At 35.8% G+C, this 25,841-nt stretch carries 17 protein-coding genes and 1 pseudogene; 6 read left to right on the top strand and 12 right to left on the bottom strand.

The window, feature by feature from the left end:
- Window positions 1-1,193 (bottom strand): AsmA family protein (locus D5R40_RS18115; RefSeq protein WP_124155006.1); only part of this gene is annotated, 1,193 nt, incomplete at its 3' end.
- A 379-nt stretch (window positions 1,194-1,572) separates the two neighbouring features.
- On the opposite strand from D5R40_RS18115, the gene D5R40_RS18110 reads away from it, so the two are divergent.
- The 3 genes and pseudogenes from D5R40_RS18110 (at window position 1,573) to D5R40_RS18095 (ending at window position 4,575) form a co-directional block, all read left to right on the top strand.
- On the top strand, window positions 1,573-1,941 hold the full coding sequence (locus D5R40_RS18110) for a DUF3110 domain-containing protein (RefSeq protein WP_124146111.1): 369 nt from the start codon (window positions 1,573-1,575) through the stop codon (window positions 1,939-1,941).
- Between the two features lie 235 nt (window positions 1,942-2,176).
- Window positions 2,177-3,210 (top strand): annotated as a pseudogene (gene murQ / locus D5R40_RS18100) (N-acetylmuramic acid 6-phosphate etherase).
- Between the two features lie 924 nt (window positions 3,211-4,134).
- Window positions 4,135-4,575, top strand: coding sequence for a DUF928 domain-containing protein (locus D5R40_RS18095; RefSeq protein WP_124146113.1), 441 nt, complete (start codon window positions 4,135-4,137; stop codon window positions 4,573-4,575).
- Window positions 4,576-4,842: 267 nt separating this feature from the next.
- Here D5R40_RS18095 and D5R40_RS18090 read toward each other — a convergent pair whose 3' ends face one another.
- From D5R40_RS18090 to D5R40_RS18075, 5 genes are all read right to left on the bottom strand, one after another.
- Window positions 4,843-7,020 carry an N-acetylmuramoyl-L-alanine amidase gene (locus tag D5R40_RS18090; RefSeq protein ID WP_124146114.1) on the bottom strand — a complete coding sequence of 726 codons (2,178 nt, stop codon included), beginning with the start codon at window positions 7,018-7,020 and terminating at the stop codon, window positions 4,843-4,845.
- A gap of 852 nt (window positions 7,021-7,872) precedes the next feature.
- Window positions 7,873-8,040 carry a hypothetical protein gene (locus tag D5R40_RS37820; protein WP_205127666.1) on the bottom strand — a complete coding sequence of 56 codons (168 nt, stop codon included), beginning with the start codon at window positions 8,038-8,040 and terminating at the stop codon, window positions 7,873-7,875.
- Between the two features lies 1 nt (window position 8,041).
- Window positions 8,042-9,859: a sensor domain-containing diguanylate cyclase gene (locus D5R40_RS18085; protein ID WP_205127665.1), complete on the bottom strand. Its 1,818-nt coding sequence runs from the start codon at window positions 9,857-9,859 to the stop codon at window positions 8,042-8,044.
- Window positions 9,860-10,675: 816 nt separating this feature from the next.
- Window positions 10,676-11,806 (bottom strand): CO2 hydration protein CupB, encoded by a 1,131-nt coding sequence (locus D5R40_RS18080; RefSeq protein ID WP_124146115.1) that lies wholly within the window; start codon window positions 11,804-11,806, stop codon window positions 10,676-10,678.
- 466 nt (window positions 11,807-12,272) lie between these two features.
- Window positions 12,273-13,787 carry an NADH-quinone oxidoreductase subunit M gene (locus tag D5R40_RS18075; RefSeq protein WP_124155004.1) on the bottom strand — a complete coding sequence of 505 codons (1,515 nt, stop codon included), beginning with the start codon at window positions 13,785-13,787 and terminating at the stop codon, window positions 12,273-12,275.
- Between the two features lie 556 nt (window positions 13,788-14,343).
- Between D5R40_RS18075 and D5R40_RS18070 the strand changes: the two genes are divergently transcribed.
- Window positions 14,344-14,796, top strand: a complete 453-nt coding sequence (locus D5R40_RS18070) for an NUDIX domain-containing protein (RefSeq protein WP_124146123.1) — start codon at window positions 14,344-14,346, stop codon at window positions 14,794-14,796.
- Window positions 14,797-14,903: 107 nt separating this feature from the next.
- Window positions 14,904-15,725 (top strand): alpha/beta fold hydrolase, encoded by an 822-nt coding sequence (locus D5R40_RS18065; protein WP_124146124.1) that lies wholly within the window; start codon window positions 14,904-14,906, stop codon window positions 15,723-15,725.
- Between the two features lie 301 nt (window positions 15,726-16,026).
- On the opposite strand, the gene D5R40_RS18060 is transcribed toward D5R40_RS18065, so the two are convergent.
- Window positions 16,027-16,731, bottom strand: a complete 705-nt coding sequence (locus D5R40_RS18060) for a hypothetical protein (RefSeq protein WP_124146117.1) — start codon at window positions 16,729-16,731, stop codon at window positions 16,027-16,029.
- A gap of 51 nt (window positions 16,732-16,782) precedes the next feature.
- Window positions 16,783-17,973: an 8-amino-7-oxononanoate synthase gene (gene bioF, locus D5R40_RS18055; protein ID WP_124146118.1), complete on the bottom strand. Its 1,191-nt coding sequence runs from the start codon at window positions 17,971-17,973 to the stop codon at window positions 16,783-16,785.
- A 1,123-nt stretch (window positions 17,974-19,096) separates the two neighbouring features.
- On the opposite strand from bioF, the gene D5R40_RS18045 reads away from it, so the two are divergent.
- Window positions 19,097-19,282, top strand: a complete 186-nt coding sequence (locus tag D5R40_RS18045) for an Asl3888 family RNA-binding protein (RefSeq protein WP_124146119.1) — start codon at window positions 19,097-19,099, stop codon at window positions 19,280-19,282.
- 107 nt (window positions 19,283-19,389) lie between these two features.
- Here D5R40_RS18045 and argH read toward each other — a convergent pair whose 3' ends face one another.
- From argH to ftsY, 4 genes are all read right to left on the bottom strand, one after another.
- Window positions 19,390-20,778, bottom strand: coding sequence for an argininosuccinate lyase (gene argH / locus D5R40_RS18040; RefSeq protein WP_124146120.1), 1,389 nt, complete (start codon window positions 20,776-20,778; stop codon window positions 19,390-19,392).
- Between the two features lie 108 nt (window positions 20,779-20,886).
- Window positions 20,887-21,129, bottom strand: a complete 243-nt coding sequence (locus D5R40_RS18035; RefSeq protein ID WP_205127456.1) for a hypothetical protein — start codon at window positions 21,127-21,129, stop codon at window positions 20,887-20,889.
- A 4-nt stretch (window positions 21,130-21,133) separates the two neighbouring features.
- A complete protein-coding gene (locus D5R40_RS18030) occupies window positions 21,134-22,561 on the bottom strand; it encodes a PP2C family protein-serine/threonine phosphatase (protein WP_124146121.1) in 1,428 nt (475 codons plus the stop codon).
- Window positions 22,562-23,897: 1,336 nt separating this feature from the next.
- Window positions 23,898-25,559: a signal recognition particle-docking protein FtsY gene (ftsY, locus tag D5R40_RS18025; RefSeq protein WP_124146122.1), complete on the bottom strand. Its 1,662-nt coding sequence runs from the start codon at window positions 25,557-25,559 to the stop codon at window positions 23,898-23,900.
- Between the last annotated feature and the right edge of the window lie 282 nt (window positions 25,560-25,841).

The following is a 25,841-nucleotide window of genomic DNA, read 5'->3' as shown; positions in this document are numbered from 1 at the left end:
CCATCTAATAAAGGTCTAATATCCTGAATTTGACCCCGAATTTGCTGAAGTTGCTGCTTAGTTTCTGCCGTTTCAATTTTACCCGAAAGCAAATCAATTTCTGTAGTAGCAGTATTAAACAAAGTGTCGAAACTAACAGGTAAAACCTCCCCATTCAAATTCAGATTAAGATTTTGAGGGTCTAAGTCTGCCGTTGTTTGTGCTGTACCCTTGAGTTTTAATCCAATATTCCCGTAGTTGGCGTTGAAATTTTCCACCGTAACTTTTGGCCAAGCAACATTAGCAACCGTATTCAGGTTAACAGTGTCGCTCAGGAAACTGCTGTTAGCTTTCAACTGCTGCAAACTAACTTTTCCCTGGATATTTTGTACAACTTCAGCAATGTTATCGCTTAATTTAATCTGAGTCCGGAGGTCTGCATTTAACTCTCCACTTTGCACACTTACATCAGGAATATTTTCCAACGCTAATACTAAAGGAACAAATATTGGTAATTGCAATTTTTGCGCTACAACATCAGCTTTAACTTCAGAATTTTTGAGATTAGCATCAGCATCAACCCGAAAATTACCACCACCATCAATAACTTTCCCATTCAGGTCTACCAACCAACGTTGCAGTTTGTCTTTAGAAAAAACTTCACTATTACTCAAATCTAACATTATCGGTTGAGAAGACTTTCCTTTTTCTGAAGGCAAAATACTAACACCCAGTTCCGGGAAACGTAGAGCTGTAATATCAACATTAAAAGGAGGAGGTGGTAAATCTGCCAACTCTGGAATTTTAAACAAACCATCAGCTTCCTGTTGTAAATTAGCTTCAGATTTTCCAAATGTAATATCAAGTTTCAGAGTCTTGAATAACAAAGGTCCAAGAGCATACCTAACTTTAACTATCTCCGTAGAAGCAGCGATCGAGTCTGTTGAAGTTGGAGGTAAAGAAGAAGGACCAAATTCTAGATAACCAATTCTAAATTTTTTCAGTTCGCCCACTTGAACTGGCCTTTGTGTAAGTCTAGTGAGATTCTCACTCACCATTGGGGCTAACTTTTCTTGAAACCACCAAGTTCCTACTGCTCCCCCTCCTACAGAGACTGTCCCTAAACCCAAACCACTAATAATTACTATTCTGCGCCAGTTTCTAGACTTGGAGATATCAGTTTGCTGATTAGAATTATCTGGAGTATTCGTCATTTCAGTTATCAGTTATCAGTTATCAGTTATCAGTACCGACCGCTAAAGTCAGAAGCACTGAAATACTGAAGTTTACTTTTCTCATCCCCTTGAAAGGTGAGACTATGGTAACATCAGACAATGTATTCTCCACCCTCCTCAAACTTCTCACCCTCCATACCCTCCCCTTTCCTTGACTATAATTTAGACACATTATTATTTTGTATCTACTAATATATAGCAATGTGCGCTGGCATATTTACAAATTGCAGCAATTGTCCAATAGCTACAAGTCTTGTATTATCAGCTTTTTATTCCCACTATTGCCTGTTGCCTGTTGCCTGTTGCCTGCGCGCAGCGCTATAAACAAAATAATTGTCTATTCACATTAGGAAAAGTTATGCGAGTATTTGTTTTACTGTTTAATGCTAGAACTGAAAATGAAGGAATTCATACTATTCAGAGTGGCGATCGTAATCAGGTCTTGATGTTTGAATCAGAAGATGATGCCACTCGCTTTGGTGTGTTGCTAGAAGCTCAAGATTTTCCTTCTCCTGCGGTGGAAGAATTTGAGCAAGAAGAAATTATGGAATTTTGTAGGGGTGTAGATTATGAGTGGAAAGTTATACCCGCAGGTGCTTTGGAGATACCCCCAGAGAATAATGTAGAAAATACTGATTGGCAACTAGCTCCAGATCCAATTACTGAAAAGGGTGAAAACGTCCCTGACTTAGATAGAATTAGGCGTCAACTGGAAGGTCTTTTATAGCGCTACGCGCAAGTCAGAAGTCAGAAGTCAAAAGTCAGAAGTTATTTTTGTAACGGGGATGCGTGAGCAACTCTCCAAAAATATTTCCCCTTAAAAGGCGGGGTTTGAGACCCATGTTATTTTGATAAGTCAAACACCAACTCTTTCGCGTGCTATATGAATACAAACAGGAACTAATTTTTCGGCTTATGGCTTGAGCGCGATCTATAATTTTTAAATTAGTAATGGGCTAAAGATGGACAATTTACAGGCACGAGGTCATTTATTGACAGAACAGGTTAACCCCAATAGTCAGAATTTAGATAGGTTAAGCTCTTTAGAGTTGGTGGACTTATTTAATCAAGAGGACCAGCGAACTTTAGAGGCGATCGCTGCATCCCGTTTACAATTAGCTGGTCCTCTTGATTAAATAAGTCCACCAACTCTAAAGAGCTGGTGGACTTATTTAATCAAGAGGACCAGCGAACTTTAGAGGCGATCGCTGCATCCCGTTTACAATTAGCTCAGGCAGTGGACATCACGACTGAAGCTCTACGCCAAGGTGGCAAACTTTTTTATGTGGGTGCTGGTACAAGTGGTCGTTTGGGGGTATTGGATGCGGCTGAATGTCCTCCAACATTTTGTACGCCTTCGGATTTAGTACAAGGGATTATTGCTGGTGGTGCCGGCGCTTTAGTCCGTAGTTCGGAAGATTTGGAAGACCAGTTTGAAGATGGTAGTCAGGCGATCGCTTCGCGCCATATTACGAATTTGGATGTGGTAGCTGGTATTACTGCTGGTGGTACAACTCCTTATGTGCATGGTGCTTTAGAAGCAGCAAAACAAAGGGGAGCAAAAACAATTTTTATTACCTGTGTTCCTGTGGAGCAGTTTAGTGTGGAAGTAGATGTGGATATTCGGCTGGTAGTTGGCCCAGAATTATTGGCAGGTTCCACACGGTTAAAAGCAGGAACAGTCACCAAAATGGCTTTGAATATTTTATCAACGGGAGTAATGGTAGGACTGGGAAAGGTTTATGGTAATCGTATGGTTGACGTAGCAGTGAAAAATACTAAGTTACGCGATCGCGCTCTACGCATTATTGAGGATTTAACTGAGTTGAGTAGGGATGAGGCCACAAATTTATTAAATAAAAGTAACGATTCAGTTAAGTTGGCACTTTTTATGCATTGGAGTGGTTTAGAAAAAGAAGAAGGCGACAGGATTTTATCTGAATACCAAGGTAATCTCAGAGCGGCATTGCAAAAAGTAGGAGAAATAGGGGATTAGGTATTGAAGAAGGAGTCAGGAATTAGGAGTTAGGTAGGGGAGTCGTCGGATTGGCGACGTAAAGCAGTCAGGAGTCAGCAGTTAGCTAGAACTGAGAATAGGGTGGATGGGAATTTTCACCCGACCAAACCCATTTGTCTGTCTATAAGGTCTATCCCTTATACGGAACTCCTGAAAACTTTGTGGGGAGGGTGGGAAGTAAGAATCTTGTCTACAGTTCTCAAAAAAATGTATTTTTCAATGCACTTTTCTCTGGAAAAAGCCTCTCAAAGACTTATACATAAGTTGTCTATTTTGTAAAGTTTTATATTAAGAAAGATGTGGGTAATGGATAGCTGTAAGGTGTGGTAGGTATTAAACTCATCAGGGATAAAGATAAAATTTCACGAATGATTTAGGATTGCTATATGAACAAAAAATAAATACTTTACAGAATAGTGGGAGGTTTTGCTATTTTTTTATCCTGAAAAATAAAAGAATATAATTTAGTGTAATAAATCATGTATAAACTCCGATAACTAGAAGTTTATAAGAACTGAATATACTGAATATCTGGATAAATAACTACAGAATTGGCTTTGGTGATTTTAAGTATGAAACTTCTAAAATGTAAATTTTGATCCAAAAATAAGAGTGTAAATCATAGCTATTTTTCCTAACTAAGGGATTAGAAGGGAGTTTTTATACCTCGTGAATCCTGACTCCTAAAATGTCATACATTTATTCAGGAACGCCCATAATTTATATAATATGAAATCCAGTTATACAGTTGTCACAGTCTATACTTCCATTCAATGCAGACATAAAATGCCGGAATATCTCAAGATTTTTCCTACTCTCAAGATTTTTCCTACTCTCACCTTTCCTTTATCCTTTCTCCCGACTACTGAATAATTATACGATAACTAATTATCCAGATGCTATATGAGATATCTATTATTAATGACTACTTTATCAGTTGTTTTAATGATGAAGTTATTGAATATTGCTGGAGTTGTGCAAAGACCAGCTTTCGCAATACCTAGCTTCGGAAATATTAGCAATGACTGGAGAATTTCTCAAACATATATACCTCTAGATCTAGATCGAGGCGCACCTCCAACTACAACATCTTCAGGAATCCGTGGAGGTGAGCAATGCCTTTTGTCTGAAAAAAAAATTGTTCCTCTTCTAATACCGGGAAATAATATTGGAGTAACATTATCTAAACATCCGACATTTTTTATCTATATTCCTCCCTATCAAAAAGCTCAAAAAGCAAGGTTTTTTCTGACAGAATGGATTTCACAGGAAGAAATATACGAAGAAGATTTTCAGCAACGCGGAGCGCGGAACAGAGTTCTATCGCTAATTAAACGGAGGTGATACTGACAAGTCAAAATTGAATTCTGTATAACTGGAGAATCAGTAATACCATAGCTCCTGCGTTAATGCTTGATTTGACAACTATAGTGCTACATTATTAGGAGTAGGAAGTAGGAAGTAGAGATGGAAAAAGCTTACGAGATAAAGCTTTTGGCAATTAGCTATTTCTGCAATTTATCAATATACCAGCGCGTACTGCTATACCTTACCTTAGTATTTTTCCCAACACCTACCAGCTAAAACCTAACACCTAACACCTCATTAATCTTAACGAGAATAAGCTTGAACATATCTAAGTATCCCACGAGCGATCGCCTGTGCCATACGACTGCGTTGAACAGGGTCCGCAAGAATCCTAGAATCATAATTACCAGTAACAAAACCCACCTCTACCAATACAGCAGGCATCTTAGTCTTTCTTAGCACATAAAAACGAGCCCGCTTCACACCACGATTATTCATTGTGGGGAAACTTTCCAACATACTATTCTGAATATACTGTGCTAAAGCCTGGCCACTTTGATAATAAAAAGTCTCTAAACCATTAACATCAGGACGGCTCATACTAATAGCATTAGCATGAATACTCACAAACAAATCGGCATTTACCCGATTGGCCAATTCTGCCCTTGGTGGTAAATCTAAATCCCGGTCTGTCTTACGAGTCATCACCACTTGTATATTATTCTGCTCCAGGATTTGAGCTACCTCCAATGACATGGGCAACACAATATCCTTCTCTCGCAGACCAAAACCCACTCCACCTAAATCTGTAGGTCCTCCGTGCCCAGGATCTATAACTATCATTAACCGTCCATCACGCTGGGGTAATCGATTCGGCAAAGGAAAACGACGATTACCATTATTAGTAGTATTAGAACGGCGGTCGTTGCGACGAGGCCAGGGAAAAGGCCACCGTCTCGGACGTAAATTTCCTGGGGAATTCTGAGGTAATCTATTCTGAGGGGGTGAATTTTGGGGTGGTGAATTTTGGGGTAATGAACTGTTCCCCCGTGATAAGATTGAAGGTCTGGAATTAGAAGATTGTTGTCTAGGATCTGGTCGCCAACCAGGAGGAGTAGTGCCAATATTACCCCAACCCATGGGTAAAGATAACTTTTGTGGAGTAAGCTGAGTTACCTCGGCAATTTTAATATTAGTAGCAGGCTTAACCAGAATTGTCACTGTTTCTGGATCTTCTTGACGTATCTTTGCCCAAATTAAAGGACTACCAACCTGTCGGCCAGGTAACTTTAATCGGTCATCAACCTGAGCACCATATATAGTAATTCCATAAGCATCCTCTTCAGAATCCCAACCACTGGTATAGTTCAGAGGTCGATCCCCTGTAATTACTAAGTCAGTACCATTTTTCAATTCTACTGACTTAACAACTGCAAAACCAGTACCTTGATTAATTGTTGGTGGTGTTTCTCCTTGAGGCCATATTGCTACTCCACCTGCATAAGCACGAGCTTGCCATTGAGTTTTGGTATCTGGAAGACTCACTGTCAAACGAACTACTGCAGGTGTTATTGAAAGCTGAGTAAGTTGAGTAATTGTTAATCCAGATTCGTTAAATCTTTGATTTGACTTGACATCTTTTGCTGTGAGAGTAGCATTCAGAATATCAATGGTCATCCAGGTACGGTCAACACTCTTCTTAAGTTCTATTTCTGGTAGTTTACCGCTCGTTTGTAGAACTACTCCATCTTGCTTTACTTGGACATCTTCTACAAGAGTTGGCGTACCAGTGGTAGCAACTTGATTAACAGGAGCAGGGTTTCTTGGTCTTAGTATATTTTGATTACTCGGTCTCTCTATTCTGCGAGGAGCTAAAGGCGAATTTTGAGGTAGTGGGGGTGGAGACTGAGGACTTTGAGGTGGTGGGGATGGAGACTGGGAACTTTGAGGTGGTGGGGATGGAGACTGAGAACTTTGAGGTGGTGGGGATGGAGACTGGGGTTTAAGGTTAATATCTGAAGTAGAGGCAATCTTTTGAGGTGTGGGTATTTGCACAGTCCATTCGCTAGGAGATATGCCCCTAAATTGCACCTGTTTTGGGTCAAGAGTATACCCATTATTTAATTCTACTACAATCCTAGCTGTTTGAGAATTAAATTGTCCTACTCTAACTGCTTTTATTGCCCCACCGACAACTTGAGAAGTTCTTATACCACCTAAAGTTGTGCCAGGCAAATCTATAACTAAGCGAGTTGGGTTAGTTATTAATTGTGCTTTTGGCTGAACACCTCCTTCAGTAGTAAAAGATAGTCGATTCTGATTTGCTTGAAACTGCCAAGATTCTAGGGTAGCAGCTTCAGTAGGACTTCCAAGTACAAAAACACTGAGTATACTTGGAAGTAGATAGCGTACCATTAGATTTTTTCCCATCTGGGTACTTTTGAGAAATATCACACGATTTCCTGGATATATATTTTTCATATCAAGTTTAATACTTTATGAACCCCTCTAAATATAGATGATGTATTGATATACCCCTGATAATTTTTGGTGAATAGAATAATTATTAACCTGTAAAATTTACTCATACACCGAGTTCACACTTCAATAACTACTCTCAGCATAACTAGAGGAACATAGTATCATACAACTTCCTACATACTACATAGTTGTCAGTTATTCCAAATAAATTTATTAATTTGGACAATATTTTTTATTCCTTGTCGATAGTTGCGGGTATTATAGCGATTTTCTTTCATATAGCAGAAGCAAGAGGTTTAATGATTGAGTTGCGGGTATTATAGCGATTTTCTTTCATATAGCAGAAGCAAGAGGTTTAATGATTGATATTTCCTTGTTTGAGCTATTTCATAAGTACAATACAGTAATGACGACTGCTATTGGGAAAATTATAGATTTTTACAGATAGTTGTAGGTTTCTAAGAACGGTAAATTAAGTAGACCTATTAATCTTAAGGTCAGGTTAATTCTGTCTAAAATTATAGATATAGTTCCTTAAATGATGTATTCAATCTGAAGAGCAATTTTCTAGAGTGGCGTTGGTGATTGGAGGTATGAAATCAGTAATTTAGGTAAATTCATACCAATTTCATAAAATATTGCTACAGTGACGACACAGGGAACAGGGAACAGGGAACAGGGAACAGGGAACAGAGAAACATAAATATTCAAGAGGAAAAAAGGTGGAAATTTGAGAATTTATGGAATTTATAATTTTTTCTTTTAGGAATAAATCACAAATTAAGATGTAACTGCCTTTGGGTGAATTTGGTATAAGAGTAATTCTTTGAATGGCAAGATTAGATATTGTCTTTACTTAATTGACCGAAAAGTACATTTCTTTCTCCTGAATCCTGACTCGGTCCTCCTGACTCCTAAGTAATTAAGGTTAATATCATACAATAATCCACCAACGCCTCTGGAGTAAATTATTGAGATATATTTGTGCGATCGCATCATAGTTTGAAAATTTGCAGTCATCTTAAAAGTCCTTTGTATCTCGAGAAGCAGAAATCATACTAAAATGTATCCAGCAATCTCGTCCCTGTTGTTTAGCTTCATATAAAGCTTGATCAGCTTGGCCTATAAATGTATGGAGTGTTTGAGCCAATGAAGGGATCTGAGTCGTAACACCAAGACTGATAGTAACTATTTGTTTTTTCCCACTAGGATGAGGAATACCTAAAGCCTTAATCGCTGATTGAATCTGTGCTGCTACTTCACAAGCCCCACTTTGGTCAGTCTTTGATAAAATCACAGCAAACTCTTCCCCCCCATAACGAGCTAACAAGTCTGCCGGACGTTTCAAAACCCCTTGAGCTGCATGAGCTATTTTAATCAAGCATTTGTCTCCTTGTTGATGACCGTAAACATCATTGTATAGTTTGAAATAATCCACATCAAACATAATTAGAGATAAAAATTGTTTTTCTCTTGCCATTCGTCGCCATTCTTGGTCTAAAAATTCATCGAAGTAACGACGGTTAGAAATTTTAGTTAAACCATCCAGTCGAGCCAGACGTTCTAACTTGAGATTTGCTTCTTGAAGTGCATCTAGGGTTTTACCTAACTCATCTGCTTGTGAGCGAGTTTGAGCAAGTAGATGGGAATGTTCTAAAGCGACGCTAAACTGAGTTGCTAATTGTTTGACGAATCTAATTTCAGTGGAAGTCCATTCACGGCTTTTTTCACATTGATGAATACAAAGCAGTCCCCAAAGTTTTGAACCCATGATTAAAGGCATAATAATTTGTGCTTTAATCTGAAATTGCTCTAAGATTTCAATATGACAGTCTTTTAAATCAGCATTGTAAATATCTGTCAGCACTTGCATACGCCCCTGTTGATAATGGATGGCATACTGTTCGCCAAAACAATAATCATTCACTTTGATCGAAAGGGCCGAATCATAAATGGGTAAAACGCTTTCAGAAACAAATTCTCCATAGCAGTAGTTACTTTCTGGGTAGAAGCGGAATATGCCTACGCGATCGCTCTCTAGAGCTTTTCTGACCTCTTTGGCAGTAGTTTTAAATAAGGTATGGAGGTCGAGAGATTCACGAATTTCTGAAATTAAGTTGAATAAAATCATTTGTTGTTGGCTAGCTGCTTGTAAATCTTTGGCTTTTTGTTCGACTTCAGCTAGTTGTTCTGCTTGCTGCACTGCAAAGCCTAGTTGAACAGCAATTTGACTCAAAAAATTTACGGCAGAAGTTTCCCATTCATGGGGTTTAGAATGTTGATAAGCAGCTAGAATACCCCATAGTTTTTTTTTAATAAAAATAGGAGCAGTGGCATATGCTCTGATGTGAAATTGTTCTAATATTTCAATATGGCATTGTGACAACTCTGCTTTATAAATGTCTTTTACTACAAGTGTTTCATTATTGCGATACCGACCACCTTGATGCTCCTGAAGATAACTATCATTCCAAACGGTGTTTTTGTATATAAATTCGAGTTCATCCCAACCAACTTCAGCAAATTCAAAGTCACCAACAAATTCACCTCCCCAGTCTTCATTAAAACGATATACTGAGACTCGTTCGACACCTAAAAGTCTACAAGTTTCTTTTGTGGTTGTGCGAAAGATTGTTTCTAGGTCGAGAGATGCTCTAATCTTGCCGATCGCCCGATATATTGCTTTTTGTTGTGCATATATTTGCTCTAGTTGCTCAGTTTTTTCCTGTAGTTGAGCTTCTAAATTATCAATAGTAGGTAATCTCAATAATCTAGATGTTTGATTAATAATTTTACGGCCGATTATAGATAATATAGATTGAGGTCTTTTTTTATTCACCAGGATTTTTTATAAAAATTTATAAGCCAAATATAGCACTTTTAAAAAAAAATCTGTTTAACCGTATTTTCTTTGCTATTGATATTATTTAGGGTTTGCTGAAAAAGTATTTTAGTAGGAGACAGGATACAGGAGACAGGAGATAGGATAAATGGGAATGAGCGAGGAAGTAGGAGTAAGAATTGTAAGAATGATTTTTCTGCCCAACTATGCGCCTAAAATACTAACTTTTTGAGCGTTTTAGACTGAAACAGGCGCACTTTTTTCGTTCCCAAAAAGGCACTTGTCTTTATATGTCAATGTTTTTATATTTAATCAGCAAGCCCTATTTATATTTTTTTGTATTGAAAAGCGGAGTAGTTGAGCATTTAAATATGAAAAAAAATGATACTTAATCTAGATATCAAAGATAGAGGTAAATCCAATCTAAAAATCACTCCAGTTTATTGTTAATATTATTCAATTTTACTGGGTATAATGTAGCAGAAGAAAGAAGGAAAAAGGAAAAATATTGCGTTGTCTGAGTTTTAAGCTTTTGATATATCCTAACAGTAATAGACCTCTGCGGAAATTAAGATTTAACGACCTTTTTACAGGGGTTTCAGTTGAATTATCGGAGATGTCTAATGGTGACTCCTAATATAATATCCACACAATCTGATGAACCCACTTCACAAGAGGGGAGATATAGCCAGCATTTTAGTATTTAATATTGATATTAATTACTAAAGCCATAAAGTAAAGTTTGTTCATTGTTTTTCACCTCAAACAATGAACAATTAATTATGAAAGTTAGAGTAAAAGTATAGGCGATAGCTAACTATTAACTTCTTGTATTTGTGATGTTAAAAATCGATCCATCCACGCTTCTAAATAGGCTTGATTTGCTGCTTGTTCCTCTGGATTTTCTGTATCTAAAGGATGAGGTGCTAATCCTAAAAGTGCTGCTGTTGTTACACAAAACATTGACTTTTGAAAAGTCTGACAAATTTTGACTCGCAAATTATCTGTACCTCGATTAGTTTTTTGGTAAACTTCTAGAAGATAATCTGGTAAAAAATGTCGCATATCTTGCATTAGTAATGTGGGTGGAATTCCTGCCCCTCCAATAGGTAATGGATCTGCATATAAAGCACCGTAAGTAAATCGACTTTGTTCGTGGTCTATTTGTTGAGCTTGAGCATTGTATGAAACTGTTCCTAAAAATGGGGTGCCTCGGAAGAAAATTGCTTCTACATAGGGAACTGCTGTATCTATTAAAAATGTTAAACCTACTGATTCAGGAATTATTTCATAATGTTTACTTTTTACATTTACAGCATAGGTAATTGGTAAATTTGCTGCTGCGACTAATCCTGATAAAATATGATTTACTACTTGAGGAATAGATGTTATTTTCCCCTGGTCATACTTATCAGATAAGGTCATAAATATGTCGCTCATTACCCGCCAAAATTGACCTAAAGCACTGTAATAAGCTTGTTGACGTACCATGTCTGGTAAAAATTCTGGAAATAATTGATTGAGTGGCATTAACATCAAGTTTCCTGTAATTTTGGCATCTATTACTGCTTTTGCTAGTTGTTGAAATTCTGGTGAATCTAAATATTTATCGAGACCTCCACCCCCATGCCATAACATTCCTCTCATACAATATTCTGCATATTCATAATTAATCCGGTCGTGCCACCAAAACTTAAGTAATTTACCTAATGAAATTTTGCCGTTGAAGTATTTAAAAAAGGGAAATAATTCTAAAAATTGATGTTCGGCAATATAAATTAGATTCTTGGAATAGGCATCTAATACAATGCCATAACTTTTCAAAATTCCGACAACTTCTAAGACGTTTTCTGGTGTATCTTTTAGTAGAGCTTGACCAGATTTTAAACGATTAATATAGACTGAAAGTGGATGATTATTACATTTTAAAATGGTGTTTTTCATAATTGTTTTTCCTAAGTTTAATTTTTTTGATTTGCTAGAGTTGCTAATACTAAATCTCTCGCGTTTTTGCTACATTTTCTTAAGAGCTGGGATATAAGAAATAATAGTTCTTTACTTCATACTTACAATTGCTAAAAATATTGCTTAACCTTGCTTATTACTTAATAACTGAAGTGTTCTATAAATATAGTATTATTTTTAAGGATTGGTCTTAAGAGATATTGATATTTCATATTATTTTTATCCCCATTCCATTTTACAAAAATTGAATGATCTAGTTTGAATTATGAACAACCTAATAATATTATGTCCGGTTGAATAGTTATAAAAAATGAGATAAGAGTCAATAGGGGATAAGAAAGAAAAAATTTTTTTTATCGTGCTATTATCCGGACATGATATAACTGAAAAAGACAAATAATTCTCTATTCTGAATTCTTCTCCAAATTCTTCTTATCCAGAATAGTTAACGAGTAGAGGCAAGGGGATTGATCGCTGACTTTTTAACTACCTGTGACAACATAGGTTGACCTGCGCTCATTGTATTTGCTTCAGTTTCAGTCCAACGCAACATCCAATTTGGTTGTATTCCCAGAATAACTATCAAAATTATCAAGATAATGGCTGGTATTCTATCTGACCATTCTACAGGAGACAAATTCACAACTGTTTCAGATAACCTACCAAAAAATACTCGGTTCGCTAACAGCAAAAAATAGGCTGATGTTAACCCTGTTCCGATCATACAAAGAAGAGTGGGAACTGTAAACACGCTGAAACTGCCTCTAAATACTAAAAATTCGGAAATAAATCCAACCATTCCTGGAATACCAGCACTTGCCATTACTCCTAAAATCATCAAACTACCAATCAATGGTAAACCTTGTTCTGGGTTTAATAAACCACGCAATATATCTATGTCGCGAGTGCCAGCTTTTTTGTAAACTACTCCCACTAATAAAAATAGTAGGGCTGAAATTAGACCATGGCTAATCATTTGAAATACTGTTCCCAAAATACTGAGGGGAGTTGCTGCAGCACTTGCTAATAGAATATAACCCATGTGACCAACGGAACTATAGGCTACCATTTTTTTCATGTCTTTTTGGACAATAGCATTAAATGAACCATAAAGTACGCTGACTACTGCCCATATTGCTAACCATGGAGAAATATATACCCAAGCTTCTGAGAACATATTTAATCCAAATCTCAGTAAACCGTAAGTCCCTAGTTTCAAAAGCACTCCTGCTAAAAGTACGGAGATAGGTGTGGAAGCTTCAACGTGAGCATCGGGTAGCCATGTATGGAAGGGAACTAGAGGAATTTTAATGCCAAACCCGATGACTATTGCTCCTAATAATAATAGTTGAGTTCCTAAAGGTAGGGTATGGGCAACTACTTGGTCGTAAGCGAAATTAGATGAGCCACTTAACCACGCTACTCCTAGGAACCCAGCTAGGACTAAAATTCCTGAAATTGCTGTGTAAATCAGAAATTTTGTGGATGCGTAACCCCGTCTTGGTCCTCCCCAAATTGCTATTAATAGGTATAGAGGAATTAGCTCTAGTTCATAGAAGATAAAAAATAGTAGTAGGTCTTGAGCAAGAAAAGCTCCAAATACGCTGACTGCTAGCAACAATATTAGGGAGTAATAAAAACGGGGTCTTTTGATTGACTTGTCTGTGGCGTAAATAGCAATAGCAGTTAACAGGCCATTTAATACTACTAATGGCATAGATAAACCATCTATGCCAAGGGAGTAATTTAATCCCAGGGAGTCTATCCAAGGTACTAAAACTACAAATTGTAGATTTGGATCTTGTGGGTTAAATTCAGTCAGTAGTACTAAAGACCATACGAAACTAATTATGGCCACAACTAGAGCGATTTGCCTGGCTAATTTTGGCGAGAAAGTGCTTGGCCAAAAACCAATGATAGCGGCACCTATTAATGGCACTAAGAGCAGACCGTTAAGCATTTATTAATATTTTCCTTTGATGGGAATTGAGAGAGTGTTTGTAAAATGAATATTAAATCACGTAGGGTGCGTTAGTGTCACGTAATGTACCATCCCACAGCACGCGGTGCGTGAAGTGTAAAACCGATCATTATTCCAGAAATGGTAAGCGTGCCGTCACACACCCTACTTAATCTTTTGTTGACAAACAGTCTCTGAGAAATTGATTTAAGTGCAAATTACTTAATAGGATATTACAATATGTCCTATATTTTACTAAGCTTTTAGTTAGGAAGCGAGAGAATAGTTTTCAAGAAATATTAATTAGGAATTGTAATAATAATTTTTTTATTCTTAATACTTAATCCTGCATTCCTAGTTAAAAAGCGTTTCGGTACGGAAAATGCTGATAGCTAGTTAAGGTGTTTAGTAAAAATTGCAAAAAATTTTACTTTATTAGGTAAAAAAATCTGCAATATCAGCTTGTAAATTAACTTTTTATTTGCTCCTAAATCAAAAAAAACTACAAAAATAATTATTGAAAGTGCTTTCTATTTTAGTTTTGATTCCTCAGCCCATACGTCAATTATGGCAAGTTGGACAAACTGTACTTGGCTTAATTTTCCGCCATCCTCTGACAGGTGTTAGTGTAGTCCCAATTTTGCCTGATGGCCGGATAGTTTTAGTTCGTCGCCGTGATAATAATAAATATGCTCTACCAGGAGGTATGGTGGAATGGGGTGAAGATGTTACAACTACTGTGAAAAGGGAATTATTTGAAGAAACAGGATTAGAGTTAGTTAAAATTCGTAGATTAGTGGGAGTATATTCTGCACCAGATCGAGACCCTAGAGTACATTCTATTAATATTTTGGTTGAGGCTGATGTTCGGGGAAATATGAATGTTCAAGATACTTTGGAAATTAGTGATGTTCAAGCTTTTGAAGTTACATCTTTGCCGGATAATCTTAGCTACGACTACGACCTACAATTAAAGGATTATTTTACTGGTTTGACAATTTTAGCTTAATTTCGTGATTCTATAATCTCACATTAAAAAAGGATTATTTGAAGGTATTTTCACTTGAATATATAAATTTGGGTGAGATATCTGTTAAATTTTATAATTCCATAGTTATGCACTTTTTATGGCGTAATTCTCGTATCAAGTTGTCTGGTGGACTATTGTTTTGGCGTGAAATTGGTGGTAATTCAAATAATGTAGTTTTTCTACATGGGTCTTGGTATAACAGTAGTCAGTGGTTACCAGTGATGGAGCGGTTGAGTCTAGATTACCATTGTTTTGCACCAGATTTACCAGGGTTTGGTGAGTCAGAATTTTCTTCTACTCATTACTCTATCAATCAAATAGTAGAATCTTTGGCTGAATATATAGCTACTTTGAAATTGGAGAAAGTATATTTAGTTGCCCACTCTTTAGGAGGTTGGATAGCTGCTAGTTATGCTCTCAAATATTCTGAACAATTATTGGGCGTGATATTAATATCTCCTGAAGGAATTAACCTTGCTGCTGTTAAAGCACGTTGGCGGTTATTTAGATTCTTAATTCAAAAACCTTCTTTTTTGTGTTGGGTTTTACAATTAATATATCCTTTTGTTAGGTTATTAGGCGCTCACACAAAAATTAAGAATATTCTACAATTTCGACAAAAATTATTACTTTCTTCAACCGGAACTAAAATTTTATTTCGACGTAGGTGGACAGAAATTCAAGCTGAGTTATTGACAGCAGAATTGGCTTTTTTGAAAGTAAAAACGTTGATTTTACAAGGTTATAAAGATACGAAGATTGCTTTATCTATGAGTAAATTTTATGCGGATTTATTGCCGATGGCGAAACTTCATTTAATTAATTCTGGCGGTGATAATTTACCGGAACAAATGCCGGATGTAGTTGTAGAAGAAATTCGCGTATTTTTAGGTAATGAAGAAAGATAATTGTTAATGAGAGTCAATCTTTTTTAAGGCTGCTACTAATTGCTGAAGATGAGTTGTTTCATGGCTAGCCATTAGTCTAGTAGGGTGCGTTAGACAGCTACAATTTGAGTTGCTAGAGCCATTTTAGTATCTGTCGTAACGCACCATTGAATATGTGGAACGTTCAGTAGAAATATTCAATCCTGAAAATAAAACTTGATATTAAGACTTAATACTTAGAGGTGAAAAAGGTAGACGGCAAATCTTTACTTCTTATCAATTAATCTCAAAAATTAGGGTAGACAAAATCTAAATTATCAATTTAAAGAATGTATTCTACCATAATAAACATTAAACAAGTTTGACCGATTATTACATAAGGAACAAAAGAATAATGTTCATCATATTGACCATTGTTAAGTGGAAATAATAGAACTTTGTCAGATTGTTTTCCGAAAAGTTTGGGAATAATTATTGCGAGAATTAAATCACGGTGTTTTAAGAAAGCTTTGATATGTTTAGATTTACCAGATTTAGATTTAGTAGATTTAGCTGAGGATTTTTTTGTCAATCTAGGGTCATATCTATCCGTAAAAAAAATAGCTTTAAACCATTCAATAAACTCAAATTGACTAATATCTTTCATCTGGTCTAAAATATATCCTTCTTCATGTTCATAAGGGAAATACCAAGAACTTTCAAAACAGTTTAAATAGCGATCGCTATTAAGACATTGTTTTCCTAATTCAAAGAAAAACTGAACAACTCCCGAATCAATATCTTTTGATGTTGGGGTATATGTTGCTGGTTTAGCAAATAACTGAATATTCACAACAAACTCAGGGCCAAATGCTTTTCTACCAAACCATTTTTCCACTTCTAAAGTTTTTTCGATCGCCTCAAAAATGGATGGAGGAAAACCAAATTTTGGCAATAAACAAATTTCATCATTTAGTAAAATAGCTCGGTCAATATAATCTTGAGCTGCTGAACCATGTTGACTCAGACAAATGTTTAGTTTATCCATTAATCTAATTTATTATTAATAGGTTCAATCTCATTACAGTCATTCTTCAAATTAGTATTGCTTACCTAAATTAATTAATGCTGCTACTAATTTCTGAAGATGAGTTGTTTCGTGGGTAGCCATTAGAGAAATGCGAATGCGACTGGTATTAACAGTAGGTGGACGAATAGCTGGAGCAAAAATACCTTTTTGTTTTAAATATTCTCCCACTTCTAATGCTTCGGCTGCATTTTTTAGAGGAAAACAAATTATTGGGGATTGGTATTTTTTTGTAGTTGCTTTTACCTCGCTCCTCTGCCGATTTTCTATTTCTAGTAAATTAATTAGTGTCTCTACATTTTGCCATAATTTGAGACGACGTTCTGGTTCTTTTTTGATAATTTTTATAGCTGTTAAAGCAGCAGCAGTATCTGCGGGAGTTAAACCTGTTGTATATATCCAACTGGGTGTTCTATTTCTGAGAAATTCAATTAATTTTTTTGACCCAGCAACATAGCCTCCTAAACTTCCTAATGCTTTGCTGAGAGTACCAATTTGAATTAATTCTTTTCCTGTACAGTTAAAATATTCGACACAACCTCCTCCATTCATTCCAAATACTCCTGTAGCATGAGCTTCATCTACTAATAACATACTGTTATATTTTTCTGCTAAATCTAATAATAATGGTAGTTTACATAAATCGCCATCCATACTAAAAACACTATCTGTAATTATTAAACTGCGACGATATTTTTCTCGATATTGTTCTAGTTGATTTGTTAATTCTTCAATATTATTGTGGCTATATTCAATAATTTCTGCACCACTAAGAATGGCTCCATTTTTTAGACTAGAATGATTATATTTGTCTGATAAAATTAGGTCACGTTTACTGACTACTGAAGAGATTACGCCTATATTTGCTAAATATCCTGAACTAAAAACTAATGCTGTTTCTGTTTGTTTTAATTTTGCTATTTCAAGTTCTAATTCTTGATGTATTTCTCTATGACCTGTTAATAAACGAGAACCAGTACTACCTGTACCAAATTCTTTTGTTGCTTGAATAGCTGCTTCAATTAAACGTCGATCTCCTGCTAATCCTAAATAATCATTACTGGCAAAATTGATGAGTTTTTTTCCTTCTAATTTTATGATTGCACCGGGAAGACTGTCGATGGTTTTGACTGAACGATACCAGTTAGCTTTATGTATTATTGATAGGGATTTATCTATCCAATTATAGGGATTATTTGGCATTTTTTTTCTGATTTATTTTATTTGTCTTTACTATAGTAATTCCCAAGAAGCGTGAAGTACAAAATTCCTTTTTTTTAGGGAGTAGGAAGTAGGGAGTAGAAAAACAACTGTACCTCATTCATTAATTGATAATTGATAATGGATCATTGATAATTACCTCTGGTTAAAACCGTTACGGAATTGAATATAAGGAGATATTATTTATTCTCTTGGTCGATTGGATATGGTTAGGAAACCCATCCATCCCACCCTACGGGAAGCTACGCTAACGACCGCTTTTTTTCCCTTAAAAGGGAAGGCTTTAAACCCGAATTATTTAATAATTAATAATTAATAATTAATAATTCGGTAACTTGAGAAAAGCTATAGCAATTATCCATAATGTCTAATACAAACTTGATAAGTTTTTGTGACCGAAGAATTAATAATTAATAATTAAATAATTCGGGTGAATCTCATATTTGCAAAAATACTTTTTTCCTATATATTCCCTGTTCCCTGTTCCCTGTTCCCTGTTCCCTATTAGATAAAATTCCTATATACTTTAATATATTAGTAATTCCAGATAAAATATAGCAATCAGGAATTAAGATGTGAGAATTGAGGTGTTCCTTTAAAGCATAGAATATAGCAGTTTTCTTATTCTTATGTATTCGTTTCTTCCCTATTCTCTATTCCCTATTCCCTAGAACAAAAGTCTCCAATATCTCACAACTAAAATCATATTGCTATATTTATTGCTGACTTTTTAGATTTATTTTTAGTAGGCAAATATTCAAGTATTTGCTATAATAAAAGAACTGTCTAAAAATAAGCACCTTTGTTCTTTATCTCAATCTTGGTTGAAGACCCGCGCTCTTAATCCCCTATAGCCCCTATTTGAAAAGGGAAGATAAAAGGAAGCATGGGAAAATCTTAAAATTAATTGGTTTTCCCAACGGTGTGTTATAATTAGTGAGGCTGCTGGGCTAGCAGTTTCAGTCTGTGGAGCGACCGTAAGACCAAAAAAAGGTTTAGCCTTGGAGGCAGGTGCATAGAAGCAGAAACCTAAATTGCGAGGTTTAGGAATCCCGTTTTGTCGTTCAAGGACAAAGCCGGGAGTATGTCAATTAGTGAGGTAATAATGGCTAAACGCCGTAATCCAAAAAAAGAGAAAGCACAACGTAATCTGGCTTACGCACGTAAGTTTCGTAAGAAAAAAGGTACAGGTTTTTTTTCTAAGCGATATTCGTCTAAGTTTTCATCTAACAATAATGAAAATGGTAGTAACGAGCAAAATTCAGAAGAAACTGCTGCTGTAGATCAATAGTACATTTGACTGTTTAAGGTTCCAAGCGATAAATTTTGATATGTAAAATGTCAAATCTAGATTTGAGACTTAGCAACTCAAATCTAGAATCTGGCAATTAAATAAAATTAAATTGCCAATTTATGTTTAGCTGTAGCAATTTCTTTCTTTACTTGTTCAAAACCTGTACCACCATAACTATTACGTGCGGATACTACTTGTTCAGGAGCGATCGCTTGATAAATATCTGCTGCAAATTTTGGATGTAATTTTTGCCATTCTTCTAGGGTTAAATCTTTCAACAATTTATCCGTAGAAATACAAGTTTTCACAACTTTACCTACTAAATTATAAGCTTCTCGAAATGGTACGCCACGAGCTGCCAAATAATCTGCCACATCTGTGGCATTAGAAAAGTCTTCTGAAACTGCTTCTGTTAAGCGATCGCTATTAAACTCTAAACCTTCATTGAGTAAAATTGTCATTGCTTCTAGACAACTTTTAACTGTTTTTATCGTATCAAATAAACCTTCTTTATCTTCTTGTAAATCCTTATTATATGTTAGTGGCAGTCCCTTCATTATGACTAACATACCTTGTAAATGACCAAAAACTCTGCCTGTTTTTCCCCTAACTAACTCTGGCACATCAGGATTTTTCTTTTGAGGCATAATACTAGAACCAGTAGCACAACTATCAGTTAAAGTAACAAATCTAAACTCTTCAGATGACCATAAAATTATCTCCTCTGCCAAACGACTCAAATGCACCATAATTATACTAGCTGCACAGAGAAATTCAATAGCAAAATCTCGGTCACTTACCCCATCCAAACTATTAGCATAAGGCTTTTCAAACTTTAATAATTCAGCAGTATAGTGTCTATCTATAGGAAAAGTTGTACCTGCTAAAGCACCACAACCAAGAGGAGAAACATTCACTCGGCGATAAACATCCCCTAGTCGTTCCCAGTCTCTTTCAGCTTTCTGAAAATAAGCCAAAAGATGATGAGCTAAACTCAAAGGTTGTGCCCTTTGTAGATGAGTATAACCAGGAATTAAAGTTTCTATATTAGACTCAGCTAACCCCAATAAAGATGATTGAAAATTTCTTAATAAAGCCCTAATTTGCTGAATTTCTGATCGTAAATAAAGTCTCGTGTCAGTTCCTACTTGGTCATTTCTAGACCTAGCTGTATGTAATTTTTTACCTATATCTCCAGTAATTTCTGTAAGCCTTTTTTCCACAGCAAAGTGAACATCTTCCGCATCTAAATCCGGGTGAAATTTTCCTTCTCGATATTCTTGACGAATTTGTTCTAAACCCTTAACTAACTTTTCACCTTCGTCTGCGGAAATAATACCTGTTTTAGCCAACATTTTTGTATGAGCTACCGAACCAGTAATATCGTACTCAATCAATTCAATGTCAAAACTAATACTGGCATTAAATTTAGCTATAGTAGGATGCAACGCCTTTTCAAATCTTTTGCTCCAAGTTTGTTTCTCTTGCGTCATTTTACAGATTTTTTTTCTATTTAACTCTATTAGATGTGAGATTTTATCGCAATGGAAGGAAAAGACACAGACATCACAAGCTTCTTCCTTCTTCCTTCTGCTATGTAATTAAGGCAAAATGCTCTTAACCATCCAACCAATAAATAAACCAACTAATAGTGCCCATACTTGACCACATTCTATAAAATTGCTCCAAGCTTTTTGCACATCAGACCATAAGTTTACATCAACTTGTTGAGCCAAAAGTTGCCAACTATACAATATTTTTGGTCCTAACAAATCTAGAATATTAGTCTCATAAAATATCGGATTCAAACCTGATGTAGTTGTGGAAGTTATATTAATAATCATATATTTATTCTGCTGTAGAAGATTTTACTCTCATAACTACTAGAGTCATATCATCTGGATTTTGATTTCCTTCACCAACGAATTGTTTTACTTGAGCAAATAGGTAGTCTAATATTTTTTGTGGTTCCTGATAATTTTGACACGCAAACTTGAAAGCTTCACTCAATTTAATATCATCATAACGATCACCATTTTGATTAGCTGCATCTGTAAACCCATCTGTATAATAAATAATAGTATCTCCTGGATTTAGTTTAACTTGTGCTTCATGGTATTCAGGGTCTACTTCTAAACCAACTAACATTCCCAAAGTATCTAACTGTACAATAGACTTACTAGCAGCTTGCCACAACATTGGAGGATGATGGGCCGCATTGCTATAGGACAAAATGCGGGTTTCTGGATTGTACTCTGAATAAAACAAAGTCACAAATCTATGAGAACTTTCCAGGTCAGCATACATTACTTGGTTCAAATGTTGTAGGACTCGTGCTGGTGAGTGGCGGTTTAATACCTCAGCTCTTAACATTCCTCTAGTCATGGTCATAATTAAACCAGCAGGTACACCTTTGCCCATGACATCTCCAATCACAATACTCCAGCGACAGGGTTGCTGTTTTTTGTTTTTGGAATTCAACTGGTCGTAGTTGGAGGGGATAAAATCATAATAGTCTCCTCCGACTCGGTTTGCTGTTTGACAACGAGCAGCAAGGGTAATATCAGGAATTTCTGGACATTCTGGAGGCAATAGTTGCAGTTGAATTTCTGCTCCTATTTCTAGCTCTCTGTCCAAACGTTCCTTTTCTCGTAAGGATGTAGCTAATTCATCATTAGCAATAGCTACTGCGGTCTGGTCTGTTACTAAACGAATTAATTTTTGTCTAGCTGGTGTCCAGATATATTGTGGGTCGTGACTAAATACATATAGACGACCTCGTTCTGAGTTATTTACTAGAATTGATGCCCCAAATAATTGAACATCATTGCCTAGGTAGTTACTAACTTGATAGTCCAAACTAGCGGTTTGAATTGAGATTTCTTGTAGTTCTGCGGGTAAGGTTGTTTCTGTAATAAATTGACGAGTTGCTACTTCTAATGCCTGGCGAATATCTTGACATTGGCGACCTTCTTGGCAGTGTAGTTGTTGGAACCTCACTTGACCATTGGGTTTAAATAATACCAGTGCTCCTCCATCAGCATCGGTTACTCGACAACCAATTAGAGGAATCAATTCTAAAAACTGATTTAGATTATTGAAGCTACGCAAGGCAAAGCCAAGGGAACTTAATAAATCATTAACATTTTGTTGTTCTTTGTGTAAACGCGCCACCATTTGTTTGAGAGCATATACTGATGTTATTTGTGAAGATGTCTCACTGGTAGTTTGGTCTGTTGGTTCAGGGTAGTTTCGATGTACTGGCACTATAGTCATTTGTTTGATATATAGATTTGATTTACTTAAAGTCTGTTGATGCTTAATGGTTAGTTATACATTTTTAACTCAAGTTTTGACAAATTTTGGTTTCTCTAGTTGCTGTTATCTTGTCTCTGTCTTGTTTTGCTAAGAGTTTTGATTGAGCTATTTGCTTTGGTGCTATGACTTTCTTGAGTTTGATTTTTTTTAGATAAAATTTTATTCCCTCAATTTAGGAGATTTAGTCTATTAATTTATCCACAATATCTTCAGGATAAATTCCTAAGTAAACTAAATTTTATAGTTTCAATATTTGATTTTTTGTAAGCATTTCCTGCGGAATGCTGCGCAAACAGCTATTAGCTGTCACCTCGACCCCAACAAGACTCTCTCCTTAAGAACAGTGTTTAAATTAAAATAGACTTTAAGGGCAAGGGAAGCAAATTTTGTAGTAAGACAATTAAATATTGCTTTGATCGTAAACTAAAAGCAATAGCTGATAGCTGATAGCTGATAGCTCATGGCTGACGGCTGAATGCTTACGATTTTTTTTACCATAATTAAAAAATTATCAGCTCAAAATAAATGCTTAATTTATGTTTTTTTTATCTAATGTTTATCTTTTTCATAGATGATATTTGAAATTATTGATTTTTGCTTGAATTGCTATTTTTGTAAATTTTATGCTGAATTTTTCTTGCTATTGGGAAATTTTTAGTTCCAATTTGAGCAAATAATATTACAAAATAAGTATATTTTTTTGACCAATATAAAATGATATTAAGCATCACTACTATAATTTTAATTAATATTCAATATTTGATTTTTTCTAGGCTTCGTATATATATACATAGAAGTTGAAGCAAAGGTTAGGACAGTTCAAAAGTTTAAAACTCAGACAACATAAGATTTTTCCTTCTTCCTTCTGCTATAAATATTATTTTTTAGATGAAGAGCAAACAATAATTAAGGTTCAGTTACCAAACAATAAATTTGTCTATCTCAGTTTTTTTTTCAGCGTCAAAGTATGAATAATATTGCTGCTATATTGATTTTTTTTCACAGCTAGATTTTAAGTTATTTTTCATACTAATTGTTACTAAATACTGAAAAAAATATCAACATTTAGCTTGTTTATTTTTATTTCCTGTAGTTCAAAGTAAATTTCAAGGATAATTCTTAACTTAAAAAATATCCCAAACAACACTATCATCTCATAGGAAAATAAAAATTATATAGTCTGACACTTCCACCTTAATTACTTCTACACTTAATACCGAAAAATACATCCGTTTTTTCACTACTGCTAGTACCATACCTTTACCAATATTCAACAATTAAGAGTGCTGAATATTTAACCACTTAGAAGAGCTTCAACAAACTCATAACTAGAAAATGGACGGAGGTCTTCTAGACTTTCTCCCACACCAATAAAACGAATCGGTAGACCTAGTTGCTTGACAACAGCTAGTGCAACACCACCCTTAGCAGTTCCATCAAGTTTTGTCAAGACTACTCCGCTGAGTTTAGCAGCTTTTGCAAATACTTCTGCTTGCCGTAAACCATTTTGACCAAGAGTAGCATCTAAAACCAGTAGAGATTCCACCACTGCATCTGGTGCTTTTTTCTGCACTATGCGGTGGATTTTACTCAGTTCGTCCATCAAATTTTTCTTGTTTTGTAGTCTTCCAGCAGTGTCCACCAGTAATAATTCTGTATTTCTGACTTGAGCAGCTACTATAGCATCAAACACTACCGCTGCTGGATCGGTATTTTTTCCTGCATTAGCAATTACTTCTACTTCACTCCGTTGTCCCCAAATTTTTAACTGTTCTACTGCCGCTGCTCGAAATGTATCTGCTGCTGCGATTAAACATCTATAGTTTGACTTGGTAGCTAAATGAGCAATTTTACCGATAGTTGTAGTTTTACCTGCCCCATTTACACCATTAACCAGCCAAATATTCAAAGTATCCTTTTCTGGGACAAAAGTTAAGTTGTAGGCAGGACTAATTGTTTCAGCATCTTTGAATGGCTGATCTAGGATATCTCTTAAAATGCTTTTCAGATAGGCGATCGCTTCTTCTGGGGGTAAGACTTCTTCACGCAATTTATTTTGTAGGGTTTCTATAACTAAGTCTGTTGCTTCTACTCCTACATCAGCTTGCAGTAACATTGACTCTATTTCCATCACCGCATCTTGATTTAGCGGTCCTTGGCCAACAATTGCCCGTAATTGATTGAGTAAGTTGCGTCGGGTTCTATCTAAACCTTTTCGTAATTTCGTGAGCCAAGAAATTTCTTCCACAGAAACTTGATCTGGGCGACGTCCTTGAGCTGCTAAAATTTCTGCTGACCAGAGAAATGCTTCATCAAGTATTAGGGGGTCTATTTCTTCTAGTTCAGTTTCTACGGTTGTTTTCTCAAGAGTTTCTGGTTCTGGTTCTTCTATGGCTGTTTCTTTAAGACGTTCTACCCTTGCTTGTCTTTCTGCTTGAGCCTTAGCCCAGAAAGGTAGTTGTTCAGATGTTTGAGTTTCTTCAAGAATTGAATCTGGCTTTACTTGAGTTTCTTCTTCGGTCGGTTTTGTTTGGCTAGAGGGGGTTTCCTCTACTATTGGAACTGGTTTAACCAGGGTATCTGTTTCTGTAGGTTCTGGTTTTTCTGCTGCAATATGCTCTATTATTGGAAGAGTATCTGATATGATTGGCTCGCTTTTTGTCTCTGTTGAGGGTGTTTGACTTTCTGGCTTTTCCTCTACATCAGAGGTCTCTGTAGCGATTTGAGATTCTTGTGAATCATTTTTTTTCTTTTCTTGAAGATTTTTGTAAGCTGCTTTAGCCCAACTCAAATAATCTTCTGTTGTCTGTCCTGACTCTTCTGTTGATTTTGCTTGTGATTCAACTTTATCTTCTGCCTGTTCTTTCTGTTCTTTTTCAGCTTCAGGTTTAGATGTCTCCTTTGAAGTTTTGTCTGAGCTGTCATTATACTGACGACGGAACCAATTAAAAACCATACTTATTTTAGATATTACTATTTTAAATAGTCTATTTTATACTGAGTTGGGTTCAACCATCGCATAATTACAGAACTTTTTGTTTGAGTAAACCACAAAATATTTTGGGGTTATTTTCCAGACTTATAGTTTATCCATTGGAACCCACATTCCGCACGACAAAATGTAGTATGCAAAGATGGTAAAAGTTGAGTAAGTATTTAGACTGATAGTATGGTTTAAGAAGCGATATAGCTGCCGCTAGGCTCCGCCAACGCAAATCATCAGTTGCCGGAACTTACC

The sequence above is a fragment of the Okeania hirsuta genome, from assembly GCF_003838195.1.
Lineage (GTDB): Bacteria > Cyanobacteriota > Cyanobacteriia > Cyanobacteriales > Microcoleaceae > Okeania > Okeania hirsuta.
Note: the sequence above shows the minus strand (reverse complement) of the source record. Positions and strands in the feature narration are given on the sequence as shown.